Below are 17654 nucleotides of genomic sequence, written 5' to 3'. Positions count from 1 at the left end.
GAAATCAACAGACCAATTTCAAAGTACATAAACAAAAGAGGGAATGTCCCTAAAAATTATCTACTTTTGGGACACCCTCGTGTTTAGGAATTTATTTTCAGCAGCTCTTTTATAATTTCATTGAACCTTTGGTCGAGCCTATTGTAGGTTTCATCTTTTTTTGTTAGTGAACTTAATTTTCCTAGTATTTCCTGTTTTTCATTTTCAAGCTGGAGGCGGTGTGTTTCCAGTTCCTCAGCCCTTTTGCTTTCAACAATAGGAGTTCGTATCTTCTTATCCTCAATCATCCACTTTTTGTTTGTTATTTTTTCAATGAAATAGCGATCATGGGATACGACAAGGACTGTACCGTTATACTCCACAAGTGTTTGTTCCAGCTGCTCTCTTGATGGTAAGTCGAGATGGTTGGTTGGTTCATCTAATAGTAATAAATCTTTTTCCTCAAGGATTAATTGCATTAATTTGCACTTTACTCGTTCACCCATACTCATATTCGCAATTGTTTCCGTCCATTGTCCAGCATTGAAGCCTAAATGCTTCATTACATTTTGCACTTTTCCACGTTCATCAAAGCTTTCTTTGTAAAAGAATTGTTCTGGTGTTTGCTCTAAAGGTAAATCGAACACTTCTTGTGTCAAATACCCAATTTTTACTGCCGGTGATTTCCAAATGTACCCCTCAGCTGTTTCTCTTTCCATTAGGATTTTCAATAGTGTGGTTTTGCCGCTGCCATTTGGTCCCGCTAAAACAATCTTTTCTCCTGATTGGATCGTTAAGTTTACTCCCTCAAACAATAACTCTTTGTTGAAAACTTTCCGTAAATCCTTGATTTCAATCAGACGCTTTCCTCTCCTTTGATTCTGAGGCAATGTGAATTGAACCGTATATTCCGGTTTTAACCGTTCTACCTTTGATTTCTCTAACTCTTTTTCTAACCGTTTCTGTTTGGATTTTACTTGTGCATCCGTTCGTTTAGCTTTGACACGGTAATATTCCTTAAACCCCTCTTTCTGAGTCGATTGATTATGCGCTTTTTCTGACCATGAGCTTAGTTTTTTCAGCTGTGCTTCAACTTGTTTAATCTGCTTTTGTTGTACATTATATGCATGCTGCTGAGCCTGTCGTTTTTCATTCCTATATGTGATATAAGCTGAATAATTCCCTTCAAACTCTAGGATATTTTTATCCTCAATCGACCATATTTTTGTTGCCGCTTGATCTAGAAAATAACGATCATGCGTGGCAATGATAATTACCCCTTTATAATTATGCATTAAGCTAATTAATAGTTGTACCGAGGCCTCATCCAAATGATTTGTAGGTTCATCCAAAAGCAATATTCCGGCATTTTGTGCAAATCCTCTTGCCAACCGTGCCTTCAGTTTCTCTCCGCCACTTAACGATTCATAATCCTTCAATGGGACCGAGAGCTTTGCTAAAAGCTCCTGCTCATTAGGATTAACCTGTTGATTTGCAAATTCTGCTAGTTCTTGTAATACAAACTCTACGTCCATTCTTTGTTTCCAATCTACTATACCTGATGCCGGTTTTATTTCACCCGCAATCATTTTTAACAACGTTGATTTGCCGGCTCCATTTTTTCCAATAATTCCGATTATCTCATTACTTTTAACTTGTAATCCAGCTGCCTCAAATAGAGTTATTTCTTCGATTGTACATCGTAGATTTTGTATTTTTAATATTTCTTTCATTCATATCCCTGCTTTCCGGGAGGATTAAAGAGCATTACCGAAAAGTTGTTGAACGTAAAAAATCCTCCCAAGTTTAATTGGAAGGATTAGCCTACAAATTTCGTGCAAAAATAAGCCCGTTTTTAACAGACCATTCTTTCGAATATATGAAAATTGGGCAGACTAATCCTATTTTTCGTTAATCGTACTATACGATTGATCGAGTAAAATAAGATTAGTTAATCATCGTCCACCCACATTCCCTTCTTAACAAGTTGGCACTATTATAACATTAAATTCCAAATTAAAATAGCCTAATTATTGCCATAAGTCTTTTAATTTCTTAATCCAGTTCGCGTATATACCGTTAATGGTTAAGATAATGAGGCCAATGCGACCTTGAATCTGCCATCTAAAGGCTTTCTGCTTCATATGCTTCTTTTGTCGTTTTATCAAGCCTTCTGAGCAAGGCCATTGTTGCTCGTACAAACCAAAAGGATACTGTTAGCGATTCGAAGGAATGAGCCCAAGACCAATTATTCTTATACTTAATTAATTTAGTATTTTTTTCAGCCCAAATCTCACCAAGTAAAATCGGAGTACTAAAAATGAATACTGACGATACTGTTTTCAGTAAACTTGTTCGATACGTTAGCTTATTATAAAGAACACATACAATTGGGAAAAGCAGAAGATCGAACAAAATATTAATATGAAAAACATTTGGTAATAACCGTACTGGGTATACAACTTTTTTATGGGATACGACGAAAGAATCGATAAATCCAGAATAAAAGGCTTTAATGCAGAAGACCAATCCTTTATTGGTTGCTTTTTCAAAATAAATGGAAAACTGCCTAAGCCTATATATAAAAGAATTCTTAATATTTTCATGTTACGCAATGGACACACCTCTTTCTTGTCTATAGGATGTGCTTTTTTTTTAACAGCAATTCATGCTTGAAATAAAGTCTTCTTATTACAATTAGTCCGGCCAATTAATCAATGATTGGTACATTAAAATATATTACGAAAAACAGAACAATTGGAATAGAAACTAGCATAGCTATCATTGGCTTTTTGTAATGCAGTCGAAGCATGGGAAAAAGCATTACATTAAATAATATGGACCATCCAATTGTCCAACCATGGTGATGGGAAACTAAATCTAAATATCGTAAATTTATATATTCAATTAATGAATATAAAGCTACCCAGCATAAAATCCAAATGATACTTTTAGAAGTTTCTTTTGGAAATTGTCCTAAGTAAATCAAAATAGTTGCCGGGTAGGCAACAAACATGATTAATAATGAAATAACGGTATGGTTAGAAAGGAGATTTTCAGCCATTATACTCTCGTTATATTCCCACATTTTATACTCATAACAAAGTATGTTATAAAGCAAGTCCCCAAACCATAAGAACAATATTGTAGAATGGTACCTCTTCCAGTTTTTCCAGTCACCCCATCTTAGCCCTGCACCTAAAAACAAAGCATTAAAAATTAAATGCATTTAATCAGCTCCGTATTTTTCTTTTTGTCTAAGTACAAAACAGCGAACAGTATTTCACTGTTCGCCAAAAGCTAAAACATGCTTAATTGATAATTTTTAGATAACAGCTCCAATAATTTAATTCCTGCGATACTGTTTCCTTTTTGATCTAATGCTGGTCCGAAAATTCCAATTCCAAATCTGCCTGGGACTGCTCCCATAATGCCTCCTGATACTCCACTTTTGGAAGGAATCCCTACTTTAATAGCAAATTCTCCTGAAGCATTGTACATTCCGCAGGTTACCATGAAGGTTTTACAAATTCGAGCAATATCAACTGGCATGATTCGTTTGTTTTTTTCCTGATCAATCCCGTCCATTGCAAAAACTAAGCCGATTTTTGCTAGATCGTAACAGTTCATTTCTATGGCGCACTGTTTTGTGTATAAATCAATTAACGTTTCTACATCTTCATTGATTACCTTATGCTGTTTTAAAAAATAGATAAGCGCACGGTTTAGGTTTGCCGTTTCGTATTCTGACTGGGCCACTTCTTCGTTGTAGCTAACAGAAGCATCTCCTACTAAGTCCCGTATAAAAGATAACAGCCTATCTAGCCTCTCTTCCACTGTATTCCCTTTGATCATATGCGTTACAACCAATGCTCCGGCGTTTATCATTGGATTCAATGGTTTAGCCGGCACCATCGTTTCAAGTTTGGCAATTGAATTAAATGGGTCTCCAGTCGGTTCCATCCCCACTCGTTCAAATACATAATCTGCTCCCCTGTCCATTAAGACCAGAGCTAGACTGATTACTTTTGAAATACTTTGCAGCGTAAATTTTTTCTCTATGTCTCCTGCCTGTATACAGTTCCCTTCTGGATAATGAATTGCAATTGATAAATCGTTAGGATTTGCTTTTCCGAGTGCGGGAATATAATCTGCAACCTTTCCCTTTTTAGCGCATTTCTTCGCTTCAAGTACTAATTCTTTTAATTCACCACTTGATTGACAAGGCATCTTCATCACCGCCAGTAGTTTACTCGTTGCCTTACTCGTTTTTTTAACTCTTGATCCACATAGACTCCTTCTTTCTTGTCGTGTAGAACTTCTTCGTAAACCTGCGCTTGTTTTTTACAGTGCTTCGGTCGTGAAGACTCCTTCTATTAAAGTTTCTTCACTTTAATAGGACTTACCATTAAAAGAGCCAGGAGTAACGTAATCCACGCATTACTATATGAAAAGAATCCCATCCCGGCCAACGGCAGTCCGGCAGCCGGAATAGGCAAACCATTAAAATACCCGATGGTCGGTTTCACATTAAATTTTGCTAAACGTAATGCGCCCATTATTGGGAAAAGTATAAATGCCAAAGAAGTCAAAACGGAAGTTGGTGCGATCGAATGGAATAGAAGGGCAGGAGCAACCCCAAAACTTACTATATCGGCTAAAGAATCGAGCTGCACTCCCATTTCACTGTTTACCTTCAACCTTCTTGCAATCCTTCCGTCAAGAAGATCAAAAACGCCTGAAAAAAATATTAAAATAGCGGCTGTTTCGATAAAGCCGCTCATATTTAGCGTAATGGAAAGCACACCACATAATAAATTTCCAAGTGTAAATATATTAGGTACTACTTTTATAATTTGTTTAAACATAGTTGACCTCCTGTACATTGACAAGCCTCTTATTAGCATTTTCTATATATTCTTTCATTATTCTAATGAATGGTTAACATTCCTATCGATTTTAAACACACGAATATATACATATGTATGAAAAATTTTAGAAAAGGGTGATTCTTGTCCATTCTAATTTTTCTATGGTGCATAAAATATTGTGCATATTTTAATGCGCGCATACCGTAAAGGAGGGCTGATGAAAATGAAGAATTCAAGAACAAAAACACAGTCAAATCAAACTTATTCTAATCGTGTGTTAAGAGCAGAGTTTGATAATAACTGGGATACAACGATTACTTCAACCGGTTATGTCAAATATGTTGCGCTGAAAGATAAGGCTACAGTAGAACTTTTACTTTCCGATGGCACAAGTAGACTAGTGGTATTTCCAAAAAACGGTTATATATTAGTGGGCAGCGGGGGTACAAGTCACTTTAGTAAACCGCATTTGACCTTAACAATTTAAGGATTTTTTGTAAACAGTCACAACTCAAAAAATAATTTTTATAAATGCCCCCTTCCCTTTTCATCAAAAAAAGCAGAGCTGTTCACGATTCGCTCTGCTTTTAAAAGTGCTTATTTATTTGAATTAATACATGTATATACTTTTAAAAAAACAGGCTACAATTCACTTACAGTTTTCACTGTCCTCCCGAGGTGGAATCGTGTCTTTTTATGGTGCCTGACACCACTTAGTTTAAGCTTCGACTGTTTCTTTCTGTTCGAATATTTTTTTCAAGTGTTCTGGTGCGGTTAAGTAGGCCATACCGTTCCCTTCGAGTTTTGGCGAGTTTCCTAGGGGGATGGTTCGCTTGATTAGCTGGGCGTATAGTTCAGGCTCGGTGAGATTTCTTTCAAAGGTTTCGTTGCTGAGAGCCTTGATAAGTGCCAGTGCACCAGATATATGGGGAGTGGCCATTGATGTTCCGCTTAGTTTGGCGTATTTGCCATTTAAGTAGGTGGATAAAATTTTTTCCCCAGGTGCGACTAAATCTAACTCTTTATTTGAATTGCTAAAATCAGATATACGTCGTTCAAGATTTACAGCACCGACACTTATGACTTCGTTATACGCTCCAGGATAACCTAGTTCATCTGTAGAATCTTGTCCGTCCCCTTCATTTCCTGCCGCGCAAACAACCAAAATATTATTGGCAACAGCCTTCTGGATCGCTTCACGTAAGGCTGGTACATCAACTGGACCGCCAAGGCTCATTGAGATGATATCTACCTTTTGCTCAATCGCAAAATGGATTCCATTGATAATCCATTCATATTGGCCGGAACCATGTTTATCCAATACCTTAACAATTAGTAGATTCGCTTCAGGAGCAACTCCAACGACACCGTTTTGATTTTCGGCTGCCGCTATGGTTCCAGCAACATGTGTGCCGTGGCCATTATAATCACGGTAAATATCTTGATTGCTGTTGTCATCATTGGTAAAATTCCGACCGCTAATGATTCTATCTTTCAAATCAGGATGGGTACCATCACATCCGGTATCTAAGATGGCGACCGTAATTCCCTTTCCTTTCGTTCTTTCCCAAATTTTCGGGGCTTGAATCATTTCTACCCCTGTTGGCACCTCGGCTGCTTCTTCAACCTCTGCAATGAATCGGTACGGAATTAAACGCATTTTTTGCTCCATCTTTTTCCCTCCTAAGGTTTATTCGAAGTCACCCCTGATGTTACTAATAGTCTATCAATTCTGAATGTAACAAAAAAGGTGCCTTTGGATTATTTTTCTATTTTTCCTATTAAAAGTGCCTGACACCAAAATGAGTATCAGGCACCAAACCTAATATAGTTTTTTCAAATCGTCTATAAATGCTAGAACGGCCTCTTCTCTCGTTGCCCAGGAAGTTACAAGGCGAATGGCTGAGTGGTCTGTGTTGACCGTTTCCCAAATATGGAAACCATAGTTCTTTTGTAATGCTGTTATCACTTCATTCGGCAGGATCGGAAAAATTTGGTTGGATGGTGATTGTGTTAGAAATTGTATATTCACTTTGCTAAGTTCAGCCGCAAGCAAACCCGACATTTTATTGGCATGCTCGGCCAAATCAAAAAACAAATTATCCCGAAAAAGTTCATAAAACTGGATTCCTAAAAGCCTTCCTTTAGCCAAAAGTCCTCCCTTTTGTTTAATATGATAACGAAAATCTCCTTTAAGCGCTTCTCGGCAAATAACCAATGCTTCGCCCATCAAAGAACCATTCTTTGTGCCGCCAATATAAAAAGCATCAACAAATGAAGGAATATCACATAACTCGATATCATTTTCTTCTGAACAAAGTGCGGACCCCAGTCTCGCCCCATCCATATACAAAATTAAATCTCGCTCACGGCAGAATTCACTTAACCTCCGCAGCTCCTCTTTCTTATAAATCGTTCCAATTTCAGTAGAATTCGATATGTAAACCAGCTTTGGTTTTACCATGTGCTCATCAGTATGATAATCGAGAACTGTTTTGACCAGCAACGGTGTTAATTTCCCATCCTCAGTTTCAATCGATAACACCTTATGACCTGTTGCTTCAATCGCACCTGTTTCATGCGTAAAAATATGGCCGGAATTAGCGGCGATGGCTGCCTCGTGAGGTCTTAAAAATGCGGATATCGTCGTAAGATTTGTCTGAGTTCCCCCTGCTAACAGGTGAATATCCACATCTTTTCGTCCAAGCCTTTCCTTAATAAGCTCCACTGCTTTCTGCGAAAATCGATCTTCACCGTAGCCATCTTCCTGCTCAAGATTGGAATCAACTAAAGCTTGCAATATTCTTGGATGTGCGCCTTCGCTGTAATCATTTTTAAAGCTATACATGAATCGTTGCCCCCGTTTTCCTTTTTTCCTTTTATTTTATCGTAACATATTTTCCGAAACGAATTTTTAATAAAAATAACATAAATCAGTAAAACAAATAGAGATTTTTATATGATAGATTGATGTTAGCACATAGTAATTGTGAGATGATTTCATGTTGAATTTAAAGGAAGCAACTGAACTATTAAAATCTGAAGGCATCATAAATTCCGAACAAGATGTTATACGCTTGATTCTTAACGGTAAACTGAAAGCAAAACGAAGTAAAAGTTTAAATGTAGATTATGTCATTCATCCTATTGATATAGCAGCATTTATTTTGAAAAAACAGATAGCGGACCGCAGTAAGAAATACGGCATCGATTATCAGCAATGGGAAAAAACATTTCAAGATAACAAACGATTAAAAGCGGAAAACGAGGAATTGAAGGTAAAAGTTCGCATCGAGCAAACCAAAGTGCGCGGTTTAAAAAGAATGCTGCAGGCAGAATATGCACTTACGGAATCCCCTCCCCTTGCATATACGGACATATTAGGATTAGAAACAGATACCGACAAGGACGTAATCAAGAAAGAGTTTAAAAAACTACTTAAGGCACTCCATCCCGACCACGGCGGCGATGACCGGCTTTTCCGGGTGTTTTATGAGCATTACACGAAAGTAAAGTAGGATTGTTCTGTCTACTCAATGTAACGACAAATAGTCCCCAGCTTTCAAGAAGATCGGGACTATTTGTCGCTTACGGTTCTGTTTTTGTGGCCTGCTAATTTTTAAATTCCTCGTAATACTGTTTAAATTCTTCCTTAGTAACTTCATGAAACGAGAGTTTTTGGTCCGTTGTCCAAAACGACAGGTCCAATCTAGTGGCTCCTTTATGGAAATCCCCTTCCAACTCGGTTGTTTTCCCGTCTGCATTAATAAAGAACTTCACCATTTGCCCATCTGTTATTCCATTTAATACATACCTTTTTTCTTTCCCCTTGTCATCCATCATGAGAAGAGAACCAGTTATTTCGCCTTCGAGCAAGGCTTCATCGATTTTGACGAACAATTGAAACGAGCCGTCCTTAGCGGTGTAAAGATATCCGTAAACATTACGAAGCTTAGAAAAAAATTCTCTTAGTCGTTTATTTTCCTTTTCTTCCGCGTCGTAGTCTTTTAATGCACTTACATACCCTTTGAGTTCTTCCTGATTAACGGGGTTGTATAATTTGATATCTTTTTCACCTTGCTTTTGGATTGAAAGATGCGGTCCGGTAAACCAAGCCTCATATGTCATCATTTCCGTGCCATTATTCACCTTTAATTTATATCCTTTTTCGGTTGTTTCACCAATCAGATTGTAAATCTTCTCATCCTTTAACGGTGCTTTCCCGGCTTTTTCTATGAATCTCAGTTGGTGAAGTTTTCCCTCGACTTTCCCTCTTTTACTAGTCAGCTCAAACCAATAAAGAAAGCCGTTATCACTATACACAAATGCGTCAGATTTGTTGAGCGGGTCATTATGCTCGTTCACCTTTGATATAGCCCACCAACATGCCGTCCCGATTACCAAGCTAATTACCGCCGCCACTCCCCAATATTTTAACTTCTTCATGGTGATTCCCTCCTAAACCGAGGTAAAGTCAATCTATTTTTTCGAGTTTTTTCTTATCTAGTTCGCAGTTCTTCTATGCGCAGATTTAAATCAGCAAGATAGCTATCACTTAAATAGCCGCTGCCACCGCGGAATATTTCTTCAGCATAATGTTCAGGAGGAGCCGATTCCTCTTCTTTGTTCACAACGATAAATGTCAATACGTTTTTAACCACGGTACCATTGATTGTGAGTTCTATCACCGCCGGCCGATAACAGCCAACGCTCACACCCTCTCTTCGGTATAAATACGCTAGCGCTTCTGCCGGAATTTCATAGACAATGCCCTCAACGGTTCCTCCTTTTTCTACAATGTCAGCCCTTCCTCCATCAAGTGACCTTATTGTAAACTGCAATTGGTAACCATCAAGGACACCCTTGCCTATTACTTTTTGAAAAAAATGATCCACCCCGGCCTGCTGGAATCGCTCATGGTCCATACAGCTTCCATAAGCAAAATAATAATATGATTGGTTTTGCTCCCTTAGAAACCGATCGACACACCAGTCTCCGTCTTCAATCTGCCGCATGTTTTGCGGCTCTTGGTCTTCAGGAAGAGTATAAACAAATGCCATATAGCTTTCTGTATCCGTATGAATTAGCTGTTCGCCCCTATTGTAGTAGTTATTTTTCCCGGGACCGTAATAGCCCTCAAGCCCATCAAGTGCTTGTAGCTGCCGATCATCTACCTTATAAAGCTCACCGTAGACTTTATTTTCTTCTGAAGCAGCTAAAAAGGGGTACCCTAATGTTGAATCAAACATCCTCCCTCTCGTCCAGCACTGTCTCCTAACACACTCCGCTCCGAGCAATAATCCATGATTTCCTTCATGCTTCCTTAATGTGCCATAAACAAACACGAGATGTTTCGTCAATCTGCTTCTCTCCTTCAATAAGATAAATTTCTCTTAACAACCTTGTAAAAAAATTTTATAAGATATTAAGCATTAACAATATACACACGCTCCGGTCTGCCTACAGTTCCATATGCTAAATCAGCTTCTATTTTTTCCTCAGCAACTAGATGCTCTAAATAGCGCCTGGCAGTAGTTCGACTGATTCCAATTTTTTTCGCAACAATTTCAGCTGTTAGGCCGCTTACTTCTCTGCCTAACACCTCTAGTACCTTTTCAAGTGTGCGCGGATCAATTCCTTTTGGCAGATAAGACTTTTCAATACTGCTGCTTACTTCAATTTCTTTTCGCAGCAGCCTGTCTACCTGCTGCTGTGTGACATAGACACCTTCTTCCTCCAATTGAACTAGCTTTCTATGAAAATCCTGATATCGTAGTAATGATTGTTTAAAACGCTCGAAAACAACTGGTTTTATGATGTAATCAAATACACCGATACTTATTGCTTCTTGAACTTTATGAATCTCTTTCGCAGCTGTAATCATAATGACGTTCATTTGTTTCGCTTGCTGTTTTGTTTCTTTCAATAAGTCCAGGCCGTTCATATCTGGGAAAAAAATGTCCAGCAAGAGCAAATCTGGCTGCAGAATCTCTATTAAGGTTTTTGCCTCTGCATAGCTAGCGGCAATTCCAACTGTTTGAAAACCTTCAATCTGTTCAAGAAAGCGTTTTTGGATTTCCGCAACTCTTAGGTCATCCTCAACAATTAACACTTCAATATCCCGATTCCCCTTCATGCAACTTCCCCCTGCTTTTTGGTATTGCTACTGTAAAAATGGTACCTTTTCCAATGTCAGATGAAAACGTAATCGTGCCGCTTAATTCAGTAATTGCCTTTTCTGCTAAGCTTAAGCCAATCCCAGCATTACGGCCTGTATCCTTCGTTGTAAAGCCATTTTTAAATATCATATTATTTGCACTCTCATCTATTCCCATTCCGTTATCTTCGACTTCAATAATTAATTCTTTACCGAGATCTGTTAAAAACAGGGTAACCTTCTTGTCTAGCTTTTCATTTTCCCTTACCGCCTCAAAAGCATTATTCACCAGATTCCCTATGATGGTTACCAATGCATCTCTGCTAATTTCTACCGGTACATCTTTAAAACTGCTCTCTCGATCAATTGAAAAATCAATTTTTAACTCACTTGCTAAACTCGATTTCCCTAAAATAAAGGCTGCCAGAATAGGATCCGGCACTTCCTTCATTAAAAAGTGAATGAATCCCTGAGCAACATCTACTTCCTTCGAGATAAAATCCATCGCTTCTTTATAGGACCCAAGCTGAATCAAGCCTAACAAGGTGTACATCCGGTTTGAATATTCGTGGGTTTGGGCACGCAAGCCTTCCGCATAGGTTTTAATATGGGATAATTCCTTTAAGAGATTAGCAAGCTCGGATTTATTGCGAAAGCTTGCCACCGCTCCTATAACCTCTTTTTTATTATTAAAAAAAGGAATACGATTGGCTAAGTACACTTCTCCGGCAATCAAAATCTCCTGATCATATTCTGCTTTTCCTGTTCGGACAACGTCAAGAAGATGCGTATTTTCCAGTACCTCTTCAATTCTTTTTCCTCGCAGCAGAATTTCGAGCGGCGTCTTCAAAATAGTGTGGGCGGTTTCATTAACGACCGTAATCCGCCCTTCCGTATCAATAGCGATAATCCCTTCATGTATCGACTCTAGAATCGCATGTTTTTCTTGATACATCCAGGCAATTTCCTTTGGTTCCAATCCAAAAATGGCTCTTTTGATATTTATAGAGATTAAGTATGCCGCCAAGATTCCGCCCAATAAAATGATAACCGTTGCGACAAAGATTTTTTTCTGCACTTTGGCCACTTCTGTTTCAATATCCGTTTGAAGATATCCGACAGAAACGACACCAATTACCGTATCCCCATTAAAAATCGGTGCTTTGCCTCGAAGTGAAGGACCAAGCGTTCCCGTAGATTCCGAGATGACCGATTCCCCTTTAAATACACGGTCATTATCTCCCCCTACCATTTTCTGCCCAATGCGTTTGGGATTGGGGTGTGAATAACGAATCTCGCTTCGGTTACCAATCACAATGAACTCTGCCCCAACGTCCTTGCGAATTTTTTCAGCAATTGGTTGAATAATCGCTGCTGGATTTTTTGTATGAAAAGCAGATTCAATTGCGGGCATATTGGAAATGGATTCCGCAACCGATAAAGCTTTCAAGCCGATTTCATGTTTCAAGTTAGTTTCCATAATATTTTTGAAAGTAAATTCTATAATCGTACCAAGCACAATGATGAGTATGGATATTCCTAGCATTAATTTCGTATGTAACCTCATTAAAACACCTCTATCCCTATCATATAAAAAAAAACTCCTGTTAAAAAGGAGTTTTTCGTAATCTTCTGAAACCTATCCTTCTATATTTATCACGACTTCTTTGCCTCTTTTTTTCATCAGGAATGGGACAACCAGCCAAAGGACGGTGATCAGTAGAAAGGCTAAAGAAATCGGACGGGTAACAAATACACTATATTCTCCATTTGAGATGGTTAACGCTCTTCTTAGATTATTCTCAATCATCGGTCCTAACACTAGCCCAAGCACAAGCGGGGCGATCGGATAGTCATGTTTACTAAAGAAATAACCGAGAATGCCGCATGCTAATAAAAGCAATAGATCGTTTGTCGACACTTGTACCGCATACACGCCAAATATCGAAATCGCGATAATCATCGGCAGCAAATATTTCTTTGGTGTCTGAATGATTTTGGCAAACACCTTAACTAACGGCAGATTTAAGATTAATAGCATAATATTTCCGATGAACATACTTGCGATCAAACCCCAGGCAACCTGTGGATGATCCTCAAATAATAATGGCCCAGGCTGGACATTGTACATCATTAATGCTCCCATTAAGATGGCAGTGGTACCCGAACCAGGTATTCCTAATGTCAATAAGGGAATCATCGCACCGCCAGACGCCGCATTATTCGCAGATTCCGGTGCCGCAACCCCAGCAATGGCTCCCGTACCAAATTTTGAAGGGTTTTTGGAAATCTTTTTCTCGAGAATATAAGAAAAGAAGGAGGCCAGCGTTGCCCCGGCTCCCGGTAAGATACCGACAAAGAAACCTAGGATAGAACCACGGGCAATGGGTCCTGCTGATTCTTTAAACTCTTCTTTTGATGGAAGCAAATTATTGATTCGAGCAATTTCCATGTCTTCCTCTTCTTTTTCTAAAATTGTCTTAAATACCTCACCCAGTGCAAACAGTCCTACTGCGATGGTTAAAAATTCAATTCCTTGGTATAGCCATGGAACATCGAAGGTGAACCGGGCAATTCCCGAAACGTTGTCGATCCCAATCGTTCCAAGCAATAACCCGCAAACTGTCATAATTAATGCTTTAGTAACCGATTTTCCAGCTAACCCGCTGACTGCTCCAAGACCTAATAGCATTAACGAAAAATATTCTGCCGGACCAAATTTTAAAGCTACATTGGATAATGGCTTTGCCAAGACAATCAACGCAACGATTGTCACAATCCCTGCCACAAAGGAGCCAATAGCAGCGATCGATAAAGCACTTCCCGCTCTCCCTTTCTTCGCCATCTGGTATCCGTCTAATGTCGTTACTACCGAAGAGGATTCTCCCGGTGTATTTAATAGAATAGAAGTAGTAGAACCGCCATACATTGCTCCATAATAAACGCCTGCTAGGAGAATAATCGCGCTTGTCGCCGCTTGCTCGGGCGGCAGCCCGCCAGTGATAGAAGCTGTGACCGGAATCAGGAGTGCTACCCCGCTCATTGGACCTATTCCAGGCAAAACACCGACTGCCGTGCCAATTAACACCCCGACGAAGGCAAAAATGAGATTATACCAAATAAGTGCTGTTCCAAATCCTTGAAATAAATATTCAAGTGTACTCAAAAGATTTTCCTCCTTTCTTTAATTGCTGTTAAAACCAGATTGGCCAGCCTGGAAGCGTACCCTTCAATACTTCCACAAATAAGACATAGACAACTCCTGAAAATGCTGCAGAAATGATGAGAGACGTAACCCACTTTGACCGTTCCATTGTTTGAAAGCAAATACACAAGAACAAAAAGGTGGTAATGACATACCCAACAATTTCTAACGTTAAAATGTAGACCAATGTAGCAGCTAAAATGATTAAGAAGGGTTTGTATTGAATAGATTCCTTTTTGCCCTCTCCCGGACTGCTGGTAAGGGATTCAAAAAATAAACGGATACTTAATAAGACGAGTATAATTCCAAGAATGAACGGAAAGATATCGGGACCGACAACACTTCCATATGACGTGCTGGATAGCTGCTTGCTCGCGACCATAAATAGAACCCCGACAACAAGAAACGCCACAGCCGCAATTCTGTCAAATTTGATAGTCATTTTTACTCCCCCTTAGGAAAAAATAAGGAAGGAGAAAGTTACTCCTTCCCGCTAATTTTTATTTTTTCATACCAAGCGCTTCTAACAACTGCTGAACTTGTTGATTTTGATCCTCTAAAAACTTTTTGAAATCTTCACTGTTCCTATATTCTAATTCCCATCCCTGTGTCTCAACTTCTTTTTTCCACTCATCCGATTTCACAAGCTTATCGATTGTCTTTTCCCAATAGACTCTTGCTTCCTTAGACATTTTTTCCGGACCAAACACACCGCGCCAAATGGTGAATTCGGCATCGACACCTTGTTCTTTTGCTGTTGGAACATCTTTAAACTCACCAGCTAACCTCCCAGTTGATGTCACAGCTAAAACTCGAACCTTACCAGCCTTTAAAAACTCCTTCACGCTCGAGGCATCAGTACCAATGACATCCGCATTTCCGCCAAGCAGCGCTGTAATGGCTTCCCCGCCTCCATCATAGGAAACGTATTTTATTTTGGTTGGATCAACTCCATATTTATAGGCAGGAAGAATAGATATTAAATGGTCCATGGAACCTGGAGCCGAACCACCGGCAAATGTAAGTTTGCTAGGATCCTTCTTTACCTCTTCCAATACAGATTTCAGATCTTTGTATTTTGAATCAGCTTTCACTACAATGGCACCGAAGTCCTTTGTTAACTGGGCAAGCGGTGTTGTATTTTTATAACCGTATGGACTGTTTCCTTCCTTTTTTAAGTTGTTAATGATAATAGGCGGTGAATTAACGAAAAGCATTTCGTTATTGGATACTTGCTGAGTTGCATATTCGGCCATAAACACAGCTCCCCCGCCGCCTGGCTTATTCTCAACTGTCAATGGTTGTGTTACAAGCTTTGTTTCACTCAGCACTTTTGTAAAGGAACGCGCTGTTAAATCCCAGCCTCCTCCAGCACCAGAAGGAGCAACAACTGTAATCGCTTTCTTTGGATAGCCGGAATCCTCTTTCTTGGCTTGTCCTGCTGATTCTTTATTGCTGCATGCTCCTAAGCTCATTGCCAAGGCACCTGCACACATAACGGCTGAAAATTTTTTAATTGAAAACATTTCATTTCCCCCTTTGTTACCGTTTTCTTAATATTACAAAAAAAAATTGCGAATCATAGATTATAGTTATAAACAGCATTAAAAACTTAACAATCATTTTGTTCATAATGTTCACAAAGAAGAGCGGTGCGTTTCCATGCAAATTGCGTTGACTACCTTCCTTCAATGAAATAAAATAGACTAAATATTCCCAAAGACAGGGTGAGCAAATTGATTGAAGCAAAACTGCGCAGTATTTTAAAGAAAGTGAAAAGTGAAAATCCGGAAGCTAGATATGAAGCACTTGGTCAGCTTTTTGAATATAAGCAGCAGGATGGTATTGAGGTTCAAATGGATGTCTTAAAGGATATCATTAAGACCGCTGCATCACCATTTCCTGAACGCGTCGACCATTGGGACAACCCTTCCTATTATTTAATTGATTTTGTTTGCGATTTTCCGCAGCCAGAAGTCATCGAAGGTCTTATGAAGCATTTTGACGGATTTGATATACAGGCAAAGGAACGCGCAATTGAGGTGTTGCTTTTGACGGAGGATGAGGAAATTTTCTATTTCCTTGAGGAAAAAATTATTGGCTTGATGCAGACAGATGATTTCCTTATTCCCTATCGTGAGTTAACCTCATATCCGATGCTAATTAAAGGGATTCTTGATGCCACACTTGAAAAACTAGATTCTGAACATTATAAATTCATGCTTTATGATTTGCTGTTATCGCTTAACAATTCAGGAGTCGAACAAGGCTATCGTAAAGATGTAGTGCTGCCTATTTTGTTTAAAGATTATCAAAAAGAGAAACTGGAATACTTGAAATTTGATAAGGATTATACAACGAAGTACGTCTATACGGCTTGGAAGGACAGTTACTTTATTGTTCGAAGCCGGATGAGGCTATTTCTACATTTAATGGAATACTATTTTTCGCCGGAAATTGTTAAGGAGCTTGAAGAAGCACTTGAATTCCAGGATCCTTTTCTTAAAACCGAAGCACTCTTGGTTTGTATTTCAAAAAATCTTCCATATCAAGCAAGTACATTGTTACAATGTGCGGATGACATAGAAACAGCTGAAATGGTTTATTGGGAGTTGAAGGATAAAAATTTAGAGCATCTGTATCCCATCCTAGAAGGAAAACAGCCGCATTTGGCAAAGACAAGATTGTTCTCTACCATTATAAATTTGCCTGAGGAAGAGGACGGGGTAATCCGCTATCCTGAGAACATTCAGATCATCGATAAGGTGGATAGCGAAAATACCCATGGACAGCCGCTTAGGTATTATTTATTGATGTTTAAGGAACATGATCATGTGTATGTTGGCTGGGCAGGCGGTTATGCGCTTGAGGACGGCGATGATACGGCCCATCTTTGGGACGGCAGCTATACAGATTTTGTTGAATTTGATTCCGCTTCCATCGAAGGTCATAAACAGCAATTTTTCCAAAAAAGGGACGAAGAAATTCAAGAATATGAAAGCAGTATATTTTATGAAAGCTCCCCAAAACTTAGCAAAGGCGCCTGGTTCTTCCTTGCCTTGCTGATTACTCACTGGATTAGAGAAATTTTCACTGGGTTTGAATACGGTACAATCCTTATTTCGCTTCTATTTACCGTAATTGGCGGTGGATTTTGTCTCTATGAAGTGGCGAAAAATAAGAAAAGAAAGATTATGATTATCGGTGAGCAGCTAGTAAAAACGGAAGGAACCAAACAGCAAAGCATCGGCATGTCAGAGATTAAAAAAGTAGCCTATGACAAGAAACATGTCCTCATCTACAATCATAAAAACGAACTTGCCTTCAAGTTCCCGAAAAATTGGGTCCGCTACGAACTATTCTATCTTTATATGAAAGAACACACTGGACACTTGAAAAACAACCCATTTATACAGTCTTGATGTTATTAATAGACCCCTTT

The 17654-nt window shown here is 39.0% G+C and carries 17 protein-coding genes; 3 read left to right on the top strand and 14 right to left on the bottom strand.

Annotated elements, in window-relative coordinates; all coding sequences use genetic code 11:
* Nucleotides 1–83: 83 nt before the first annotated feature.
* From abc-f to pssA, 5 genes are all read right to left on the bottom strand, one after another.
* The gene (gene abc-f / locus IE222_RS02425; protein ID WP_191269317.1) at nucleotides 84–1712 is read right to left on the bottom strand and encodes a ribosomal protection-like ABC-F family protein; all 1629 of its coding nucleotides are present in this window, start codon (nucleotides 1710–1712) and stop codon (nucleotides 84–86) included.
* Between the two features lie 391 nt (nucleotides 1713–2103).
* Entirely contained in the window at nucleotides 2104–2508 is a 405-nt protein-coding gene (locus IE222_RS26875) for a CBO0543 family protein (protein WP_370464997.1), read from the bottom strand.
* Between the two features lie 181 nt (nucleotides 2509–2689).
* The gene (locus IE222_RS02420) at nucleotides 2690–3208 is read right to left on the bottom strand and encodes a CBO0543 family protein (protein ID WP_191269315.1); all 519 of its coding nucleotides are present in this window, start codon (nucleotides 3206–3208) and stop codon (nucleotides 2690–2692) included.
* Between the two features lie 71 nt (nucleotides 3209–3279).
* Nucleotides 3280–4209 (bottom strand): glutaminase A, encoded by a 930-nt coding sequence (gene glsA, locus IE222_RS02415; protein WP_191269313.1) that lies wholly within the window; start codon nucleotides 4207–4209, stop codon nucleotides 3280–3282.
* Nucleotides 4210–4355: 146 nt separating this feature from the next.
* Nucleotides 4356–4847: a CDP-diacylglycerol--serine O-phosphatidyltransferase gene (pssA, locus tag IE222_RS02410; RefSeq protein ID WP_191269311.1), complete on the bottom strand. Its 492-nt coding sequence runs from the start codon at nucleotides 4845–4847 to the stop codon at nucleotides 4356–4358.
* Nucleotides 4848–5073: 226 nt separating this feature from the next.
* Between pssA and IE222_RS02405 the strand changes: the two genes are divergently transcribed.
* Nucleotides 5074–5337, top strand: a complete 264-nt coding sequence (locus IE222_RS02405; protein ID WP_191269309.1) for a hypothetical protein — start codon at nucleotides 5074–5076, stop codon at nucleotides 5335–5337.
* 231 nt (nucleotides 5338–5568) lie between these two features.
* On the opposite strand, the gene IE222_RS02400 is transcribed toward IE222_RS02405, so the two are convergent.
* Both IE222_RS02400 and IE222_RS02395 read right to left on the bottom strand, forming a co-directional pair.
* Complete coding sequence (locus IE222_RS02400) at nucleotides 5569–6522, bottom strand: S8 family peptidase (protein ID WP_191269308.1); 954 nt, start codon at nucleotides 6520–6522, stop codon at nucleotides 5569–5571.
* 150 nt (nucleotides 6523–6672) lie between these two features.
* The gene (locus IE222_RS02395) at nucleotides 6673–7698 is read right to left on the bottom strand and encodes a threonine aldolase family protein (protein ID WP_191269306.1); all 1026 of its coding nucleotides are present in this window, start codon (nucleotides 7696–7698) and stop codon (nucleotides 6673–6675) included.
* A gap of 154 nt (nucleotides 7699–7852) precedes the next feature.
* Here IE222_RS02395 and IE222_RS02390 point away from each other — a divergent pair, with 154 nt between their 5' ends.
* Nucleotides 7853–8368, top strand: coding sequence for a J domain-containing protein (locus IE222_RS02390; RefSeq protein ID WP_191269304.1), 516 nt, complete (start codon nucleotides 7853–7855; stop codon nucleotides 8366–8368).
* Nucleotides 8369–8462: 94 nt separating this feature from the next.
* Here the strand turns inward: IE222_RS02390 and IE222_RS02385 are convergent, their stop codons facing one another.
* The 7 genes from IE222_RS02385 to IE222_RS02355 form a co-directional block, all read right to left on the bottom strand.
* Complete coding sequence (locus tag IE222_RS02385) at nucleotides 8463–9296, bottom strand: hypothetical protein (RefSeq protein ID WP_191269302.1); 834 nt, start codon at nucleotides 9294–9296, stop codon at nucleotides 8463–8465.
* A 53-nt stretch (nucleotides 9297–9349) separates the two neighbouring features.
* Entirely contained in the window at nucleotides 9350–10210 is an 861-nt protein-coding gene (locus IE222_RS02380) for a gamma-glutamylcyclotransferase family protein (protein ID WP_191269300.1), read from the bottom strand.
* A gap of 65 nt (nucleotides 10211–10275) precedes the next feature.
* Complete coding sequence (locus tag IE222_RS02375) at nucleotides 10276–10986, bottom strand: response regulator (protein ID WP_191269298.1); 711 nt, start codon at nucleotides 10984–10986, stop codon at nucleotides 10276–10278.
* A complete protein-coding gene (locus IE222_RS02370) occupies nucleotides 10964–12574 on the bottom strand; it encodes an ATP-binding protein (RefSeq protein ID WP_191269296.1) in 1611 nt (536 codons plus the stop codon). The genes IE222_RS02375 and IE222_RS02370 overlap by 23 nt, the downstream gene beginning before the upstream one ends.
* A gap of 72 nt (nucleotides 12575–12646) precedes the next feature.
* Nucleotides 12647–14173: a tripartite tricarboxylate transporter permease gene (locus tag IE222_RS02365; protein WP_191269294.1), complete on the bottom strand. Its 1527-nt coding sequence runs from the start codon at nucleotides 14171–14173 to the stop codon at nucleotides 12647–12649.
* A gap of 28 nt (nucleotides 14174–14201) precedes the next feature.
* On the bottom strand, nucleotides 14202–14654 hold the full coding sequence (locus IE222_RS02360; protein ID WP_191269292.1) for a tripartite tricarboxylate transporter TctB family protein: 453 nt from the start codon (nucleotides 14652–14654) through the stop codon (nucleotides 14202–14204).
* 58 nt (nucleotides 14655–14712) lie between these two features.
* Nucleotides 14713–15738: a Bug family tripartite tricarboxylate transporter substrate binding protein gene (locus IE222_RS02355; RefSeq protein WP_191269290.1), complete on the bottom strand. Its 1026-nt coding sequence runs from the start codon at nucleotides 15736–15738 to the stop codon at nucleotides 14713–14715.
* 210 nt (nucleotides 15739–15948) lie between these two features.
* Here IE222_RS02355 and IE222_RS02350 point away from each other — a divergent pair, with 210 nt between their 5' ends.
* A complete protein-coding gene (locus IE222_RS02350; RefSeq protein ID WP_191269288.1) occupies nucleotides 15949–17634 on the top strand; it encodes a hypothetical protein in 1686 nt (561 codons plus the stop codon).
* The last annotated feature ends 20 nt before the right edge of the window (nucleotides 17635–17654 follow it).

The organism is Neobacillus kokaensis (assembly GCF_014656545.1).
Classification (GTDB): domain Bacteria; phylum Bacillota; class Bacilli; order Bacillales; family Cytobacillaceae; genus Neobacillus; species Neobacillus kokaensis.
The sequence above is the reverse complement of the archived record's forward strand: the minus strand, read 5'-3'. Positions and strand labels throughout refer to the sequence as shown.

Coding starts and splice junctions, on each gene's coding strand:
- IE222_RS02385 (WP_191269302.1), bottom strand. CDS start 9,296: ATGAAGAAGTTAAAATATTGGGGAGTGGCGGCGGTAATTAGCTTGGTA.
- IE222_RS02400 (WP_191269308.1), bottom strand. CDS start 6,522: ATGGAGCAAAAAATGCGTTTAATTCCGTACCGATTCATTGCAGAGGTT.
- IE222_RS02420 (WP_191269315.1), bottom strand. CDS start 3,208: ATGCATTTAATTTTTAATGCTTTGTTTTTAGGTGCAGGGCTAAGATGG.
- IE222_RS02360 (WP_191269292.1), bottom strand. CDS start 14,654: ATGACTATCAAATTTGACAGAATTGCGGCTGTGGCGTTTCTTGTTGTC.
- IE222_RS02395 (WP_191269306.1), bottom strand. CDS start 7,698: ATGTATAGCTTTAAAAATGATTACAGCGAAGGCGCACATCCAAGAATA.
- abc-f (WP_191269317.1), bottom strand. CDS start 1,712: ATGAAAGAAATATTAAAAATACAAAATCTACGATGTACAATCGAAGAA.
- IE222_RS02355 (WP_191269290.1), bottom strand. CDS start 15,738: ATGTTTTCAATTAAAAAATTTTCAGCCGTTATGTGTGCAGGTGCCTTG.
- pssA (WP_191269311.1), bottom strand. CDS start 4,847: ATGTTTAAACAAATTATAAAAGTAGTACCTAATATATTTACACTTGGA.
- glsA (WP_191269313.1), bottom strand. CDS start 4,209: ATGCCTTGTCAATCAAGTGGTGAATTAAAAGAATTAGTACTTGAAGCG.
- IE222_RS02375 (WP_191269298.1), bottom strand. CDS start 10,986: ATGAAGGGGAATCGGGATATTGAAGTGTTAATTGTTGAGGATGACCTA.
- IE222_RS02370 (WP_191269296.1), bottom strand. CDS start 12,574: ATGAGGTTACATACGAAATTAATGCTAGGAATATCCATACTCATCATT.
- IE222_RS02405 (WP_191269309.1), top strand. CDS start 5,074: ATGAAGAATTCAAGAACAAAAACACAGTCAAATCAAACTTATTCTAAT.
- IE222_RS02390 (WP_191269304.1), top strand. CDS start 7,853: ATGTTGAATTTAAAGGAAGCAACTGAACTATTAAAATCTGAAGGCATC.